This is a genomic window from Cupriavidus basilensis, assembly GCF_000832305.1.
Lineage (GTDB): Bacteria > Pseudomonadota > Gammaproteobacteria > Burkholderiales > Burkholderiaceae > Cupriavidus > Cupriavidus basilensis_F.
The window spans coordinates 2871286-2887271 of the sequence record NZ_CP010536.1; the positions used below are offsets into that span (position 1 = coordinate 2871286).

Sequence of the window (15986 nt, forward strand, 5' to 3'; positions counted from 1 at the left end):
GCGCCGGTCAGCGCGCACAGCCGGGCATCGCGCACGGGATGCGCGATGCCCTCAGAGCCCGGAGAACCTTCAGTGGCTGCCGGCCTCCAGGCGCGAGCGGATTTCGCGCGCGGTCTCCAGCAGGCCCTGGTAGCCGGAGCGTGCGTGCTCTGGCAGGTCGGGGTCGCCCACGAGCGCGCCCAGGGTCTCTATGACGCTGTAAAGGAGGCCCTTGGCAGCGCCGCCGGCAATGCTCTCCTGCTCGACTGCCGCATTGATGTGCTCCAGCGCGTCGCTCAAGTGTTCCACTTCGGGGGGTTGCTGCGGATCCGGCTTGGAAGGGGTGTCTGGCGTCATGGTCTGTAGCCTTGTCTGTTGCGCGGGAAGGCGCCGGGCCGAGGCCGGGCGCATGATTCCATTCTACGCGCCCGGGGGCGCCGCGCGACCTTTGCATCGCATTGGATTGCGTTTGCGCAAAGCCCTCGCGCCGCATGTCGAAGCATAAATGGCGTTACCTATAAGTCACACATCGAGCACCTCTCGGCGAACTTCGGCGCGGCCCCCGATTGATAAAAGCTCTTGCGCCGATTAATACAATGAACCCACCAGGCTTGGATTCGCGGGCAGAATGGCGCTACACGCAGCCGCATCGGCCGGGTTTCATCTCCGCGTACGGCAGCGCACCGTGAGGTTGATGAGCAGGGTATTGAATTCCCATCAACTGGTAATATATGAGCAACATCCCGCCAGTCATGGCTGTCCCGTCGCTCGGGACAAGCCCGCACCGGGTAAGGCGCCCGCCTACGGGTAGGCGCAAACTCGTGTAATGTAGCGGTTCGGCAAATCCCGCCTTTAAATTAAACAGAGCGAAACCAGAGGTTTTCCGCCATGAGTGAACAAATCAAGTATGTGAGCGACGCCTCCTTCGACGCAGACGTGCTCCAGTCCGACAAGCCTGTCCTGCTCGACTTCTGGGCAGAATGGTGCGGTCCTTGCAAGATGATCGCCCCAATCCTGGACGAAGTGGCCAAAGACTACGGCGACAAGCTGCAGATCGCAAAGATCAACGTCGATGAGAACCAGCAAGTGCCGGCCAAGTTCGGCATTCGCGGCATCCCCACGCTGATCCTGTTCAAGAATGGCGCGGTTGCCGCGCAAAAGGTCGGCGCGCTGTCCAAGTCGCAACTGACCGCATTCCTCGACGGCAATCTGTAATACGCCGGCCCGGGGCGCGGCGCCATCAGGCGCTCCCCCGGTGTAGCCACAATCCGACGTGCGTGCGCCTTCCCTGGCGCACCGTCCGGATTGTGCTAAGATGGCATCAACAACTTCCCCGAGCGTTCGCTCATTTCCTCCCCCTCCTTTAGGTCCAGCCCGTCCGGGCGCCTCTGTACCCCTCGTCTATGCACCTGACAGAACTCAAATCGCTTCACGTGTCTGCGCTTCTCGAAATGGCCGCGACCCTCGAGATCGACAACGCACAACGGATGCGCAAACAGGAGCTGATGTTTGCGATCCTGAAGAAGCGCGCCAAGCTGGGCGAAATCATCTTTGGTGACGGCACCCTGGAAGTCCTGCCGGACGGCTTCGGCTTCCTGCGCTCGCCCGAGACCTCCTACCTGGCAAGCACGGACGACATCTACATCAGCCCTTCGCAGATCCGCCGCTTCAACCTGCATACCGGCGACACGATCGAGGGCGAAGTACGGACCCCCAAGGACGGCGAGCGCTATTTCGCACTGGTGAAGGTGGACAAGGTCAACGGTCAAGCGCCTGAAGCGGTCAAGAACCGCATCATGTTCGAGAACCTGACGCCGCTGCACCCGAACCGGCCGCTGACGCTGGAGCGCGAAATCCGCGCCGAGGAAAACATCACCGGCCGAATCATCGACATGATCGCGCCGATTGGCCGTGGCCAGCGCGCCCTGCTGGTGTCCTCGCCCAAGTCCGGCAAGACCGTGATGCTGCAGCACATCGCCCACGCGATTGCGAACAACCATCCGGAAGCGGACCTGTTCGTGCTGCTGATCGACGAGCGCCCGGAAGAAGTGACCGAAATGATGCGCTCGGTGCGCGGTGAAGTGGTGGCGTCGACCTTCGACGAACCCGCCATCCGCCACGTGCAGGTCGCTGAAATGGTGATCGAAAAGGCCAAGCGCCTGGTCGAACTCAAGCGCGACGTGGTGATCCTGCTGGACTCGATCACCCGCCTGGCACGTGCCTATAACACGGTGGTGCCGGCCTCGGGCAAGGTGCTGACTGGTGGTGTGGACGCCAACGCGCTGCAACGCCCCAAGCGCTTCTTCGGCGCTGCGCGTAACCTGGAAGAAGGCGGCTCGCTGACCATCATCGCCACCGCGCTGATCGAAACGGGCAGCCGCATGGACGACGTGATCTACGAAGAGTTCAAGGGCACCGGCAACATGGAAGTGCACCTGGAACGCCGCCTGGCGGAAAAGCGCGTCTATCCGTCGATCAACCTGAACAAGTCCGGCACGCGCCGCGAAGAACTGCTGATCAAGCCCGAGATCCTGCAAAAGGTCTGGGTGCTGCGCAAGTTCATCTCGGACATGGATGAAGTGCAGGCCATGGAGTTCATTCTCGACAAGATGAAGGCGACCAAGAACAACGCCGAGTTTTTCGATATGATGCGCAGAGGCGGCTGATCGTTCGCTATGCCGCGCGCTGCGGTTCGCGCGCTGGCAATGCACTGGAAGGGCGCGCCTCGGCGCGCCCTTTTGCATTTCCGCCCCGTGCCTGCAGGAGTCCCATGTTCGGCCGACTGAGCCACTTCCTGCGTGCGCGCTCGCGCGTGCGCAAACTCGAACACTACGCCATTCCCGATGCGCTGTGGGCGCACACGGTGGCCACGCTGCCGTTCGTGCAGCGCTATGGCGCCGCCGATCTCGCCACCTTGCGCGAGCTCGCCACCCTGTTCATCGCCGACAAGGAATACTCAACCGCGCACGACCTGCCGCTCACCGACGAGATGGTGACGAGCGTCGCGCTGCAAGCCTGCGTGCCCATTCTCAAGCTGGGCATCGAGTGGTATCGCGGGTGGCGCGGCATTGTGCTCTACCCCGGTGACTTCGTCATCCGCCGCACCGTCGAGGACGAGATCGGGCTGGTGCATGGCGTGGTCGAGGAAGCCAGTGGTGAAGCCTGGGAACACGGACCGGTCATCCTTTCCTGGCCTGATGTGCAGACCCCCGGCGCCGGACTGAATGCACGCCATGCCCACCACCCCGATGACACCTACAACGTAGTCATCCACGAGTTCGCCCACAAGCTCGACATGCTCGACGGCGAGCCGGACGGCGTGCCGCCCTTCTCACGCGTGCTCCATCCGGGCATCGACCGCGAGCAATGGGCCGAGTCCTTCCTTACCGAGTACGACCGCTTCGCGGACGCCTGCGAGCAGCAGTCCGACCATGCCTGGGACCATCCGGAACGGCTGCCGCCGGCGCTGCGGGTGATCGACCCATATGGCTGCGAGGCGCCAAGCGAGTTCTTCGCCGTGGCCTCGGAGACCTTCTTTGTCGAGCCGACCGGCCTTCGCAGGCACTGGCCGGTTCTCTATGATTCACTCGCGGCGTTTTATCGCCAGGATCCGGCCTCAATGTGATCGAAGACCAACCTTTCGCCACCCTCGGCCGCCGTGCGCATCGCGCACTCAAAACTTGCCCAGCTTTTTGTTTTTCTGCGATAATCCCGGATTGTCCGTTATCGGCAAGTGGTTCGTTCGCCGCAACGCTGCCAGTGCAATCAGCGCATCCAGTTTCTGGCGCTTTTTTTCGCGCTTTTGGCAATGGCAGCAGCAGCAGCACGGCAAACAACGGACTGGCTACCCAACCTGAAAGGAAACACCATGAAAGAAGGCATTCACCCGAATTATCGCGAAGTCGTATTCCTCGACGTGTCGAACGACTTCAGCTTTGTGACCCGCTCGACCATCCAGACGCGCGACACGATCACCCGCGACGGCAAGGAATACCCCCTGGCCAAGATCGAAGTGTCGTCGGAATCGCACCCGTTCTACACCGGCACCCAGAAGATCATGGACACGGCCGGCCGCGTCGAGAAGTTCCGCCAGAAGTTCGGCAGCAAGCTGAACAAGCTCACCGCGAAGTAATTCGCCGCGAGCCCGCTCGCTGCATGGCCTCGGACAAAATGCTCCGGCGCCGCGCACCCAAGCAAAGAGGCAGCATCGGCTGCCTCTTTGCTTTTGCAGCCTCCGCGCGATCGGCACCAACCGGCGCCCTCCGGACGCAGCTAACCGGGAGCGCCCCGCCCCGGCGGCCCCCTAGACCCTCCAATCAATGAGCGCAGCCAAGACTTCCCGTGTCCACCTGACCGCAGCCGCCACCGGTACGCTTCCGCGCGCACTGTTGCTGGCCATCTGCATCATTTACGGCCTGGCTGGCCTGTTCGGCCGCGATCCGTGGAAAAACGAGGATGCGGCTGGCTTCGGCGTAATGTGGCAACTGGCCACCGGCGGCACCCAGGACTGGCTGATGCCCAATATCGTGGGCCGCCCTTATGGTGAAGACGGCCCGCTGGTATTCTGGGTTGGCGCCCTGATGATCCGCCTGTTTGGCGGCTGGCTCGGCGCGCCGGACGCGTCGCGCATCGCCACGGCACTCTTTTACTTCGGCACCTGCTCACTGATCTGGTACGCAACCTACCTGCTCGGCCGGCGCGCCGAGGTGCAGCCTTTCGCCTATGTCTTTGGCGGCCAGCCCAACGCGCGCGACTACGGCCGCACGCTGGCCGACGGCGCCCTGCTGATCTTCCTGGCCTGCGTAGGCCTGGCCATGCGCGGCCACGAAACCACGCCACAGGTTGGGCAAGTTTGCTTTGTCGCCATGAGCCTGTATGGCATGGTCCGCAGCCTGGACAAGCCAATCCAGGGTGGTATCTGGCTGGGCGTCGGGCTGGGCGCACTGACCCTGTCCAGCGGGCCGGTCATCCCGCTGGTCTTGCTGGCGTCGGTCATCATCTGCGGCCTGGCCTGCAAGCCCCTGCCCCTGCCGCGCGTGCTGCTGGCAAGCGTGCCGCTGGCGCTGGCGCTGGTGGCAGCCTGGATGGCCGCCGCCTACTTCGGCGCGACCGACCACAACGACGCCGTGACTTTCATCCGCGAGTGGTCGCGCTACGATCGCCGCACCTACGGCGCGCCGAACGCCGCTGCGCTCAACTTCATCGCACGCAACCTGCTGCTGTTTACCTGGCCGGTGTGGCCAATTGCCTGCTGGGCCTGGCTGAGCTGGTCGGGCATGCGCCGTGCGCCGCATGTGGCGCTGCCCCTGGCGATGCTGCTGCCACCGCTGCTGCTGCTGTTTCTGCTGCGTGCGCCGGGCGACGTACAGTTCATCCTACTGCTGCCGCCGATGGCCGTGCTTGCCGCGTTCGGGTTGCCGACGCTCACGCGCGCCGCCATCAACGCGATCGACTGGTTCGCCTTGCTGTTCTTCACCATCTTCGGTGGCTTCGTCTGGTTCATGTGGATCGCCAGGACGACGGGCCAGCCTCCGCGCGTCGCCGCCAATATCTACCGCCTGCTGCCGGGCTTCCAGCAGGACTTCACCGTCAGTGCGATCGTCTATGCGCTGCTGGTGACGGCAGCCTGGATCCTGATCGTGCGCTGGCGCCTGTCGCGCGCGCCTAAGCAGATCTGGCGCCCGGTGGTGATCTCGGCCGCTGGCACCACGCTGATGTGGGTGCTGGCCATGACGCTGTGGTTGCCATCGATCAACTACGGCAAGACCTATCGCGACGTGGCCCAGGCCGCCTCGATGGCGCTGCCCACGGCGTATAACTGTGTGCAGCCGATTCGTATGGGCGACGCGCAGCTGGCGTCGTTTGCCTATTTCGGCCATATCCGCTTCGGCGGCCCGGATGACGGCTGCGACGTCCTGCTGCGCCACGACCCGGTCGACTACGGCGAACCTACCAGCATCTCGCACTTTGAATGGCGCCTGATCTGGGAAGGCCGGCGCCCCTCCGATCGCGACGAGCGTTTTCGCATGTATCGCCTGGTCGATATGTCCCGGGTCGCGCCGCCCCGGCCCAGCCTGCCCGGACGTCGGCTGCCAAGCCACCCCTGAGGTGGCGGCGCCACGCCTGCCCGCATGAACATGTTCCACGATATCCGCCGCATTTCCGTGCTGGCCGCACCGGTCCTGGTCGGCCAGCTTGCGGTGATCGCCTTTGGCGTGATCGACACCATCATGGCCGGGCGAGCCTCTGCCATCGACCTGGCCGCCGTGGGGCTGGGCGGGTCCATCTACATCACGGTCTACATCAGCTTGATGGGCGTGCTGCAGGCGCTTGCACCGATCGCCGGTCAGCTCCATGGCGCCGGGCGCGCGGCGGAAATTGGCAATGAAGTCAGACAGGCCGCCTGGCTGGGACTGGCGCTGGCGATCCCCGGCATGTTGCTGCTGTTGTTCCCCGGCCCGCTGCTGGAGTTTGCCCAGGCACCGCCGGAGCTGGTCGAGAAGGCAACGCACTACCTGCATATCCAGGCCTTTGGCTTGCCGGCCGCACTGGGCTTTCGCATCTACTCGGCACTCAACAACGCCTTGTCGCGCCCGGTCATGGTGACCGTACTGCAGCTCGTCGGGCTGGTGGTAAAGATTCCGCTCAATGCCTGGTTCATCGACGGTGGCTTCGGCCTGGCGCCGATGGGCGGGCCGGGCTGCGCGCTGGCCTCGGCGCTGATCAGCTGGATCTGGTGCATCTCCGGCATCATGATCCTGCGGCGCAACGCGGCCTACCGCACTCTGCAGATCTTTTCCAGCTGGGCGTGGCCGCAAGCGCGGCCGATCCGGGCACTGTTGCGCCTGGGCGTGCCGATGGGGCTGACCTACCTGATCGAGATCACCTCGTTTACCTTGATGTCGATCTTCATCACGCGCATGGGTACCGTGGTGCTGGCTGGCCACCAGATCATTGCCAACCTGGGGGCGGTGGCCTATATGCTGCCGCTGTCGCTGGCGATCGCCACCTCCACCCTGGTAGCGCAGTCCATCGGCGCGCGCGACCAGGACAGCGCACGCCGCATTGCCCGCCACGGCATCTGCCTGGCGGCTACGCTGGCGATCATGGTCGGTGGCCTGCTGTGGATCCTGCGAGAACCCCTGCTGCATGCCTACGCCAAGGATCCTGCAGTGGTACGCGCCGCCCTTCCTCTCATGTTGTTCATCGCCTTCTACCAGGCATTCGACGCAGTCCAGGTCATGACGGCATTCATCCTGCGCGCCTACAAGATCGCACTGGTGCCGACCTTGATCTACGCGGCGTCTCTCTGGGGAGTCGGCCTGGGGGGCGGTTACGTGCTGGGCTTTGGCCTGATCGACGCCCTGCCCGCCTTCACGCGGGGAGCCGCGGGGTTCTGGCTGGCTAACAGCATCAGCCTGGCCATCGCCGGCTCGCTGCTGGTGCGCTACTTCGCCACAGTCAGCCGGCGCCGTGCAATCTGAGCAAGCCTGGAACACGCAGCGGATGGATTATCTCCGCCGCGACGAGGGCATATAGCCGAACAAGGGCGGACCGCCGCCAGCCACAGCGTGATAATGCCTGCCCGGTGAGCAGGCGAGGCCCGACATAATGTCGCCGCGCAACCATCGCGCGCGAACTGAATCAAGTAGCAGGGATTATCGGAAACTGCTCGAGAGAATGCTGGACAGCAAAAGAAAAAACCCGCATGGCATAACCATGCGGGTTTAGTTTTGGCGGAGTGGACGGGACTCGAACCCGCGACCCCCGGCGTGACAGGCCGGTATTCTAACCAACTGAACTACCACTCCATACTCTTACTTATCATCGACAGCGATGCTTTCGACGACAACTCGAACGTTTGGTTACGTTCGTTATTTGGCGTCCCCAAGGGGATTCGAACCCCTGTACTCACCGTGAAAGGGTGATGTCCTAGGCCTCTAGACGATGGGGACAGAAACTTGTCTTTCGACTTATTTCGTCTGGCACTGTGAAAATCTCAACAACCAGACCTTCACAACACCCTGGAAGCCTCGATTTATCACACTCGAAACTTCCGGCATTTTGGTGGAGCTAAGCGGGATCGAACCGCTGACCTCTTGCATGCCATGCAAGCGCTCTCCCAGCTGAGCTATAGCCCCATGGTACTACGTTACCGCCTACTTCTTTTTGCTACCGCTGCTTTCGCAGCGTTTCGCGTTTGTTGTCTTCGTTTCAGCGAAGACAAGATTATATAAACAACCTTGCTTTTTTGCAACCCCTTTTTTAACTTTTTTCTGCGATCCACATTACTGCGGGATTACTTCTTATCGCTTCCATCTGTTTTGCCCGCTTGGTTTTTGTCCGCGCTGCAGGGAGAACAAGATTATGCTGAATTCCTGACAGGAGCGCAAGCCCCTGTCAGGAATTTCTTCAAATTATTTCAGGCTAGCCCGGCCTGGATGCGGCGCAGCACCGTATCGCGCCCAAACAACTCCAGCACGGCATCAATGGCAGGCGTCTGCAACTGCCCCGCCACCAGCAGGCGGACCGGCATAGCCAGCTTGGGCATCTTCAGGCCGAATTCGGCCAGCACCGCTTTGAAGGCCGCGCTGATCTCCTCGCGCTTCCACTCGCCGAGTGCCGCCAGCCGCGTGGCCAGGGCCTGCAGTGCCGGCAGGATGTCGGCGTTGAGGTGTTCTGCCTTGAGCGCCGGATCCGGCTGCGGCTCGCCACGGTAGAACAGCAGCGCGGCCTGAGCCACGTCCTTCAGGGTATTGGCACGGTCCTTCACCAGCCCGATGACACCCTCCAGGCTTGCGCCCTCCACCTTGCCGCCCAGCGCCTCGATGAACGGCTGGGTCAAGCCGGCCAGGCGCGCGTTGTCGCCTACCTTGATGTAGTGGTTGTTCAGCCAGGCCAGCTTCTCCGGGTTGTACTGCGCCGGCGACTTGCCCAGGTGCTCCAGGTCGAACCATTCAACGAACTGCTCGCGCGAGAAGATCTCGGCGTCGCCATGTGCCCAGCCCAGGCGGGCCAGATAATTAAGGACGGCCTCGGGCAGATAGCCTTCGTCGCGGTAGCCGGTCACGGGCATGGCGCCATGGCGCTTGCTCATCTTCTCGCCCTGCTCGTTGAGCACGGTCGGCAAGTGCGCGTACACGGGGGCAACGCCACCCAGTGCGCGGATAATGTTGATCTGGCGCGGGGTGTTGTTGACGTGGTCGTCGCCGCGGATCACGTGGGTGATGCGCATGTCGAGATCGTCGATCACCACACAGAAGTTATAGGTCGGCGTGCCGTCCGGGCGCGCGATCACCAGGTCGTCCAGTTCGTCGTTGGAGATTTCGATCCGGCCCTTGACCGCATCGTCCCAGACCACGCTGCCGCCAATCGGGTTCTTGAAGCGGATCACCGGCTGCACGCCGGCCGGCGGCGCCGGCAGGACCTTGCCCGGCTCGGGACGCCAGAACCCGTTGTAGCGCGGCTTCTCGCCGCGCTCGCGCTGCGCGTCGCGCAGCGCGTCCAGCTCTTCGGTGCTCATGTAGCAGGGATAGGCCAGCTCGCTGTCCAGCATCTGCTTGACCACCTCGCGATAGCGGTCCATGCGCTCCATCTGGTAGAACGGGCCTTCGTCGATATCGAGATCGAGCCAGGCCATGCCTTCCAGGATCACGTCCACCGACTCCTGCGAAGAACGCTCGACGTCAGTGTCCTCGATGCGCAGGATGAAATCGCCCTTCATGCGGCGCGCAAAGGCCCAGGGATAGAGCGCGGAGCGGATATTGCCGAGGTGAATGAAGCCGGTCGGGCTCGGCGCGAAGCGGGTGCGGACGCGTTGTTGTGTCATAGAGGAATGAAACAAAAAAGCCCGCGCACGAATGCGCGCAGGCCTGGGTGTAGGATCGCCACATTATAGCAAGCAGGGCGTGGCATCCCGCCCCACCCGGCGCCGGGGTGCCCGGCCGCGCGGAATCATTTATGCTCTGCCCGGTCTGAATGCTGTCGCGCTGGGCGCGTAGCTAGCGCGGACGGCACATTCCCGCCGTCGCGACGCTGGCCGCGCCTAATGCGCCACTTCCCTTCCCTCGGTTATCCATGCAACGACGCAATTTCCTTGGCGCCGGCGCGGCAGCACTGCTGGCGGCCTGCTCCTTTGGCCCCAAGCCGGGCACCCTCTCCGCCACGCCGGAAACACCGGCCGCGCCGACCCTGGTGCCTGTGGTGCCACCCCGCCCGATCAGGATCGGCCTGGCGCTAGGCGGCGGCGCCGCGCGCGGCTTCGCCCATATCGGCGTGATCAAGGCGCTGGAGGCGCAAGGCATCCACACGGACCTCGTCACCGGCACCAGCGCTGGCGCGGTGGTCGCGGCGCTCTACGCGTCTGGCATGAGCGGCTTCCAGCTCAACAAGCTGGCGCTGACGATGGACGAAGCTGCCATCGCCGACTGGGCCCTGCCCTTCGGCACCCGCTTCGGCGGCTGGCTCAAGGGCGAGGCGCTGCAGAACTATGTGAACAAGCTGATCGCCAATCGCCCCATCGAGTCCATGAAGCTGCCGCTGGGCATCGTCGCCACCGATCTCAAGACGGGCCAGGGCATCCTGTTCCGGCGCGGCAACACAGGCCAGGCGGTGCGCGCGTCGAGTAGCGTGCCGGGGGTGTTCCAGCCGGTCTCGATCCAGGGACACGACTATGTGGACGGCGGCCTGGTCGAGCCCGTGCCGGTGGACTCCGCGCGCACCATGGGCGCGGACTTCGTGATTGCCGTGAATATCTCCGCCGAGCCTTCCAGCCAGAAAAGCAATGGCCAGAGCGGGGTATTGCTGCAGACCACCGCCATCATGGGGCAGTCGATCAGCAAGATGGCGCTGGCGCGGGCCGACATCGTGATCCGCCCCGACCTGCCGGACATGGGCGGCAGCGACTTCAACTCACGCAACCGTGCCATCCTGGCCGGCGAGCAAGCCGCCGCCGCCGTCATGGCGAACCTGCGCGACAAGCTCGCCCAGTCGCGGCTGCGGCCCGCCGGCACCGTAGCCGCGCAGTAGGGAGCCGGCAGCACCAACGAAAAAAGGACTGCGTGGCAGTCCTTTTTCCTTGACTGGCGCGGACCGCGTCCGCGCGCCGGTCAGCCGCCGTAGAGCGGGCGGTTCACTGCATTCGGATCGAAACGCTTCAGGGTCTCGACCATATTGCCAAGGTTGTTGGCGCTGCCGCTGTCCTGTGGCGCGTCGTCGATACGGCGCGCACCGTTATAGCGCGTCACCCAATACGAGGCACGCATGTCGTCAACGCGGATCTTGCTGCCGGTGGACGGTGCGTGCACGAACTTGTTGTCGCCGATATAGATGCCAACGTGCGAGAAGGTGTGGCGCATGGTGTTGAAGAACACCAGATCGCCGGGGCGCAGGTCGTTGGATGCCACGGTGGTGCCGACCTGGCTCATCTCGACCGAGCGGCGCGGCAGCACGAAGCCAAAGGTGTCATTGAACACGTAGCGAACGAAGCCGCTGCAGTCCAGGCCCGATTCGGGGCTGTTGCCTCCGAAGCGGTAGCGCACGCCAATCAGCCCGAGGGCATTCATGACCAGGTCGCCGGCCTTGCTGGCCACATGGCTGGTGGAACTCATGACCGAAGAGAGCAAGCCACGCTTGCCTTCCGGATGGGGGTCCGCACTCAGTTCGGTACGTGCATCGATACGGGCATCGGGATCCTTGAAGACCGTGTCAGCCAGCACTCCATTCGATAGAGTGGCACCGCAGGCAATGGCAATTCCTACGGCGCCGCGCGCCAGGGAATGAAGCATTCGCTGCATTGGTTCTCCTGATGAATCGTTCTTGACCGGCCCCGGGAAAACGCACCGGGCGGGCTTGAAATCAATGGGATGACTCGCACGCAAAAAGCGGACCAAGTGATGCAAACCACTCGCCACACGCATAAGCGACGCGCGAACCACCCCCGAAAATAGTTCTCGCCGGATGGTATAAGGTTGTCATCCACATGTCAAAGTTCGTTACAAAATTCAAATAAAACGCTTTGCAATCAAGGCTATACGACGAAAGTCGCAGATGCTTTCTCGGTTTGATTATGTCAACCGCGAGTCAATCGGGTGACACCCTGAGTGCGCCTGCACCAATTTGCGGCAGTGTCGGATCGCTCGCACCAATTTCTGCCGCGATCATCAGCTTGCGGGTGTATGCGTGCTGCGGAGCACCCAGGACGGTCTCGGTATCGCCCGCCTCGACCACCTCGCCGGACTTCATCACGATGACGCGGTGCGCCATGGCGCGGATCACCGCGAGGTCGTGGCTGATGAAGAGATAGCTCAGGTTGTACTTGCGCTGCAACTGCGTCAGGAGCGCCAGCACCTGCTGCTGAATGGACACATCGAGTGCCGATGTGGGTTCGTCGAGCACCAGCACCTGTGGCTTGAGGATCAGGACGCGGGCAATGGCGACGCGCTGGCGCTGGCCGCCGGAGAACTCGTGCGGATACCGCCCCAGGGCGGTGCGGTCCATGCCAACCTCTCGCAGCGCCTCGGTGACGCGCTGGCGCATGGCATCACGCGACAAGCCAGGCTGGTGCAGGGCAAGGCCCTCCCCCACGATCTGCTCGATGGTCATGCGCGGAGACAACGAGCCGAACGGGTCCTGGAACACCACCTGCAGGCGCGAGCGCAAGGTGCTGCGCTCGCGCCGGGAGACCTCGTCCAGGCTCTTGCCCAGGAACTGGATATCCCCGGCGCTGCGGCGCTGCAAGTTCAGCACGGCATGGGCCAACGTGGTCTTGCCGGAACCCGACTCGCCCACGATGCCGATAGTCTCGCCCTCGCGCAGCGAGAAATTCACGTCCTTGACGGCGGCAAACTGGTCGCGGCCAAACCATCCTGCCAGGCCACGGCGCTTGCGCGCATAGTTCACGCACAAGCCGCGCGCCTCCAGCAACACGGGAGCTAGCGGCACCAGCGGCAGCACCTCGCGCCGCGGCCGGCTGTCGATCAGCTTGCGGGTATAGGGATGCTGGGGCGCCGCGAATACCGAGGCGGTCTCGCCAACCTCAACCAGCACGCCCTTCTCCATCACCCCCACTCGCTGGGCGAAGGCCCGGACCAGGTTGAGGTCGTGCGTGATCAACATCACGGCCATGCCGAACTCCGCCTGCAGGTCGCGCAGTAACTCCAGAATCTGCACCCGGATGGTGACGTCCAGCGCCGTGGTGGGCTCGTCGGCCAGCAGCAGCTTGGGCCGGCAGGCAAGCGCCATGGCGATCATGGCGCGCTGGCGCTGGCCGCCCGAAAGCTGGTGGGGAAAGCTGTCGAAACGGTGCGCCGCGTCGCTGATGCCCGTACGCTCGAGCAGCGCGATGGCGCGCTCACGCGCCGCGCGGCGGTCCAGGCCCTCATGCAACGCCAGCGTCTCCACGATCTGGTTGCCGATCGTGTAGAGCGGGTTGAGCGCGGTCATCGGCTCCTGGAAGATCATGGCAATGTCAGCGCCGCGGATGCCACGCATCTCGCGCTCCGACACCTTGAGCAGGTCGCGCCCCTCGAAGCGCACCGAGCCCTGGTAACGCGCATCGTCCACCAGGCGCAGCATGGCCAGCGCCGTGACAGTCTTGCCCGAGCCTGACTCGCCCACCAGCGCGAAGCGCTCGCCGGCACGCAGGTCGAAGCTGACATCGCGCACCGCCCGGGTGGCATCCTCACCATGACCGAAAGTGACTGACAAGCGTTCGATGCACATCAGCGGGCCGCCGGCATCCCCCTTGGCTTGCACGGGTTGCATTGGATCGTTGGCGCTGGCTTGCGTGGCCAGTGTGACCTGCGTGGCTTGTTGCATTGCGCTCATGACGCCGCCTCGGCCGCGGGAGAACCCTCTGGCGCCTTCGGCTCGACACGGCCGCGCAGCTGGGCCAGGCCCAGGCGCGTATCAAAGGCGTCGCGCAGCGCATCGCCCATGAACGTCAGCAGCAGCAGCGTCACCACTAGTACGGCAAAGGTCGACAGGGAGATCCACCAGGCATCGAGGTTGGCCTTGCCTTGCGCCAGCAGCTCGCCCAGGCTCGGCGTGGTGGGTGGCACGCCAAGGCCGAGGAAGTCGAGGCTGGTCAGGGCCAGGATGGCCGCACTCATGCGAAATGGCAGGAAGGTGATGACCGGTGTCAGGCTGTTGGGCAGGATATGGCGCCACATGATCTGCACATTGGACAGTCCCAGCGCCCTCGCCGCCTTGACGTAGTCGAGCGAGCGGTTGCGATAGAACTCGGCGCGCACGTAGTCGGACAAGCCCATCCAGCCGAACAGCGAAAGCAGGATGATCAACAGCGCCAGGCTCGGCGTGAAAATGGACGCGAAGATGATCAGCAGGTAGAGCTCGGGCATCGAGCTCCAGATCTCAATGGCGCGCTGCGAGATCAGGTCGAAGCGCCCGCCGAAGAAACCCATCAGCGCGCCCGTCAAGGTGCCGATCACCACGCCGATCAACGTCAGCGCCAGGCTGAACAGCACCGAAACGCGGAACCCATAGAGCAGCCGCGCCAGCACATCGCGCCCGCGGTCATCGGTGCCCAGCCAGTTCTCCGCGGAAGGCGGCGCCGGATTTGGCTCCTTGGAGAAATAGTTGATCGAGTCGTACGAGTACCGGTTGGGCGGGAAGATGGCGAAATTGCCGTTGCTGGTGATGCGGTCGCGGATAAACGGATCGAGATAGTCCGCCTTGGTGGGAAAGTCCCCGTCGAAGGTGCTCTCGGCATAGGTCTTGACGATGGGGAAATACCACTCGCCCTTGTACTTCACCACCAGCGGCCGATCGCTGGACAAGGTCTCGGCGACCATGCTCAGCAGGAAAATGGCGACGAAGAGGATCAGGCTCCAGTAGCCCAGGCGATTGCGGCGAAAGCGCTGCCAGGCGCGCTGGCGCGGCGACAGGGAATGCGGCAGCCCGTTGGGGAGCGCGCGCGAGCTGAATTTCATCGGTGCACCGCCTCGAAGTGGATGCGCGGGTCAACCATCACATAGCAAACGTCGGAGATCAGCCGCGTCACCAGGCCGATCAAGGTGAACAGGTAGAGCGTGCCCAGCACAACAGGATAATCCCGCCGCAGCACCGCCTCGTAGGACAGCAGGCCAAGCCCGTCGAGCGAAAACAGGGTTTCGATCAGCAGGGAGCCGGTGAAGAAAGCGCCGATGAAGGCAGCCGGGAAACCGGTCACGAGCGGAATCAGCGCGTTACGGAAGACGTGTTTCCAGAGCACGCGGCGCTCCGCCAGCCCCTTGGCGCGGGCGGTCAGGACGTACTGCTTGCGGATCTCCTCCAGGAATGCGTTCTTGGTCAGCATAGTGACGACCGCGAAGCTGCCCACCACCGAGGCGGTGATCGGCAGCACGAGGTGCCACAGGTAATCCATCACCTTGCCCATCAGCGTGAGCTGGTCCCAGTTGTCCGACGTGAGGCCGCGCAAGGGGAACCACTGCACGAAGGTGCCGCCTCCGAACAGCACCAACAGCAACACGCCCAGCACGAAGCCTGGAATGGCATAACCCACCAGCACCACCATGCTGGTCACGACATCGAAGCGGCTGCCCGCCCGGATCGCCTTGGATATGCCGAGCGGCACCGATATCAGGTAGGTCAGGAAGAACGTCCACAGGCCCAGGCTGACAGAGACCGGCATCTTCGACTTCACCAGCTCCCACACGCTGCGGTGCTGAAAATAGCTCTGCCCCAGATCAAACCGGGCGAAGCGCTTGAGCATCATGAAATAGCGCTCCAGCGGCGGCTTGTCGAAGCCGTACAAGGCCTGGATTTCCTTGATCTTGTCGGGGTCAACGCCGCGCCGGCCGCGATACTCCGCGCCGCCGCCGCTGGCCTCGCCGCCACCGCCACCTCGCCCCTTGAGCTCCAGCATCATTTGTTCGACCGGGCCTCCCGGCACGAACTGGATCACCGCAAACGTCAGCGTAATGACGCCGAGCAGGGTCGGGATCATCAACAGTACGCGCTTGAGCAGATAGGCGAGCATCTTGTTT

At 63.6% G+C, this 15986-nt stretch carries 13 protein-coding genes and 3 tRNA genes; 7 read left to right on the top strand and 9 right to left on the bottom strand.

Annotated features, from left to right (window positions below):
* Nucleotides 1–69 precede the first annotated feature (69 nt).
* A complete protein-coding gene (locus tag RR42_RS13305) occupies nucleotides 70–336 on the bottom strand; it encodes a hypothetical protein (RefSeq protein WP_043347532.1) in 267 nt (88 codons plus the stop codon).
* A gap of 531 nt (nucleotides 337–867) precedes the next feature.
* On the opposite strand from RR42_RS13305, the gene trxA reads away from it, so the two are divergent.
* The 6 genes from trxA (at nucleotide 868) to RR42_RS13335 (ending at nucleotide 7463) form a co-directional block, all read left to right on the top strand.
* Complete coding sequence (gene trxA, locus RR42_RS13310) at nucleotides 868–1194, top strand: thioredoxin TrxA (RefSeq protein WP_010814265.1); 327 nt, start codon at nucleotides 868–870, stop codon at nucleotides 1192–1194.
* A 188-nt stretch (nucleotides 1195–1382) separates the two neighbouring features.
* A complete protein-coding gene (gene rho, locus RR42_RS13315; protein WP_043347534.1) occupies nucleotides 1383–2645 on the top strand; it encodes a transcription termination factor Rho in 1263 nt (420 codons plus the stop codon).
* A 104-nt stretch (nucleotides 2646–2749) separates the two neighbouring features.
* Nucleotides 2750–3604 (top strand): M90 family metallopeptidase, encoded by an 855-nt coding sequence (locus RR42_RS13320; protein ID WP_043347538.1) that lies wholly within the window; start codon nucleotides 2750–2752, stop codon nucleotides 3602–3604.
* 243 nt (nucleotides 3605–3847) lie between these two features.
* Nucleotides 3848–4111 carry a type B 50S ribosomal protein L31 gene (locus RR42_RS13325; RefSeq protein ID WP_006157720.1) on the top strand — a complete coding sequence of 88 codons (264 nt, stop codon included), beginning with the start codon at nucleotides 3848–3850 and terminating at the stop codon, nucleotides 4109–4111.
* Nucleotides 4112–4298: 187 nt separating this feature from the next.
* Nucleotides 4299–6086, top strand: a complete 1788-nt coding sequence (locus tag RR42_RS13330) for an ArnT family glycosyltransferase (protein ID WP_043347540.1) — start codon at nucleotides 4299–4301, stop codon at nucleotides 6084–6086.
* 24 nt (nucleotides 6087–6110) lie between these two features.
* Nucleotides 6111–7463, top strand: a complete 1353-nt coding sequence (locus RR42_RS13335; RefSeq protein ID WP_063778416.1) for an MATE family efflux transporter — start codon at nucleotides 6111–6113, stop codon at nucleotides 7461–7463.
* A 250-nt stretch (nucleotides 7464–7713) separates the two neighbouring features.
* Here RR42_RS13335 and RR42_RS13340 read toward each other — a convergent pair.
* The 4 genes from RR42_RS13340 to gltX form a co-directional block, all read right to left on the bottom strand.
* Nucleotides 7714–7790: transfer RNA gene (locus tag RR42_RS13340), tRNA-Asp, on the bottom strand.
* A gap of 68 nt (nucleotides 7791–7858) precedes the next feature.
* Nucleotides 7859–7934: transfer RNA gene (locus RR42_RS13345), tRNA-Glu, on the bottom strand.
* Between the two features lie 110 nt (nucleotides 7935–8044).
* Nucleotides 8045–8120, bottom strand: a tRNA-Ala gene (locus RR42_RS13350).
* A 281-nt stretch (nucleotides 8121–8401) separates the two neighbouring features.
* Entirely contained in the window at nucleotides 8402–9808 is a 1407-nt protein-coding gene (gene gltX, locus RR42_RS13355) for a glutamate--tRNA ligase (RefSeq protein WP_043347543.1), read from the bottom strand.
* 248 nt (nucleotides 9809–10056) lie between these two features.
* On the opposite strand from gltX, the gene RR42_RS13360 reads away from it, so the two are divergent.
* Nucleotides 10057–11007 carry a patatin-like phospholipase family protein gene (locus tag RR42_RS13360; protein ID WP_043347546.1) on the top strand — a complete coding sequence of 317 codons (951 nt, stop codon included), beginning with the start codon at nucleotides 10057–10059 and terminating at the stop codon, nucleotides 11005–11007.
* 80 nt (nucleotides 11008–11087) lie between these two features.
* Here the strand turns inward: RR42_RS13360 and RR42_RS13365 are convergent, their stop codons facing one another.
* From RR42_RS13365 to RR42_RS13380, 4 genes are all read right to left on the bottom strand, one after another.
* The gene (locus RR42_RS13365) at nucleotides 11088–11774 is read right to left on the bottom strand and encodes a C40 family peptidase (RefSeq protein WP_043347549.1); all 687 of its coding nucleotides are present in this window, start codon (nucleotides 11772–11774) and stop codon (nucleotides 11088–11090) included.
* 286 nt (nucleotides 11775–12060) lie between these two features.
* Nucleotides 12061–13743: an ABC transporter ATP-binding protein gene (locus RR42_RS13370; protein WP_052494800.1), complete on the bottom strand. Its 1683-nt coding sequence runs from the start codon at nucleotides 13741–13743 to the stop codon at nucleotides 12061–12063.
* Between the two features lie 59 nt (nucleotides 13744–13802).
* Complete coding sequence (locus RR42_RS13375; RefSeq protein ID WP_043347552.1) at nucleotides 13803–14930, bottom strand: ABC transporter permease; 1128 nt, start codon at nucleotides 14928–14930, stop codon at nucleotides 13803–13805.
* Nucleotides 14927–15979, bottom strand: a complete 1053-nt coding sequence (locus RR42_RS13380) for a microcin C ABC transporter permease YejB (RefSeq protein WP_043347554.1) — start codon at nucleotides 15977–15979, stop codon at nucleotides 14927–14929. Before RR42_RS13380 ends, RR42_RS13375 begins: the two co-directional genes overlap by 4 nt.
* Nucleotides 15980–15986 lie beyond the last annotated feature (7 nt).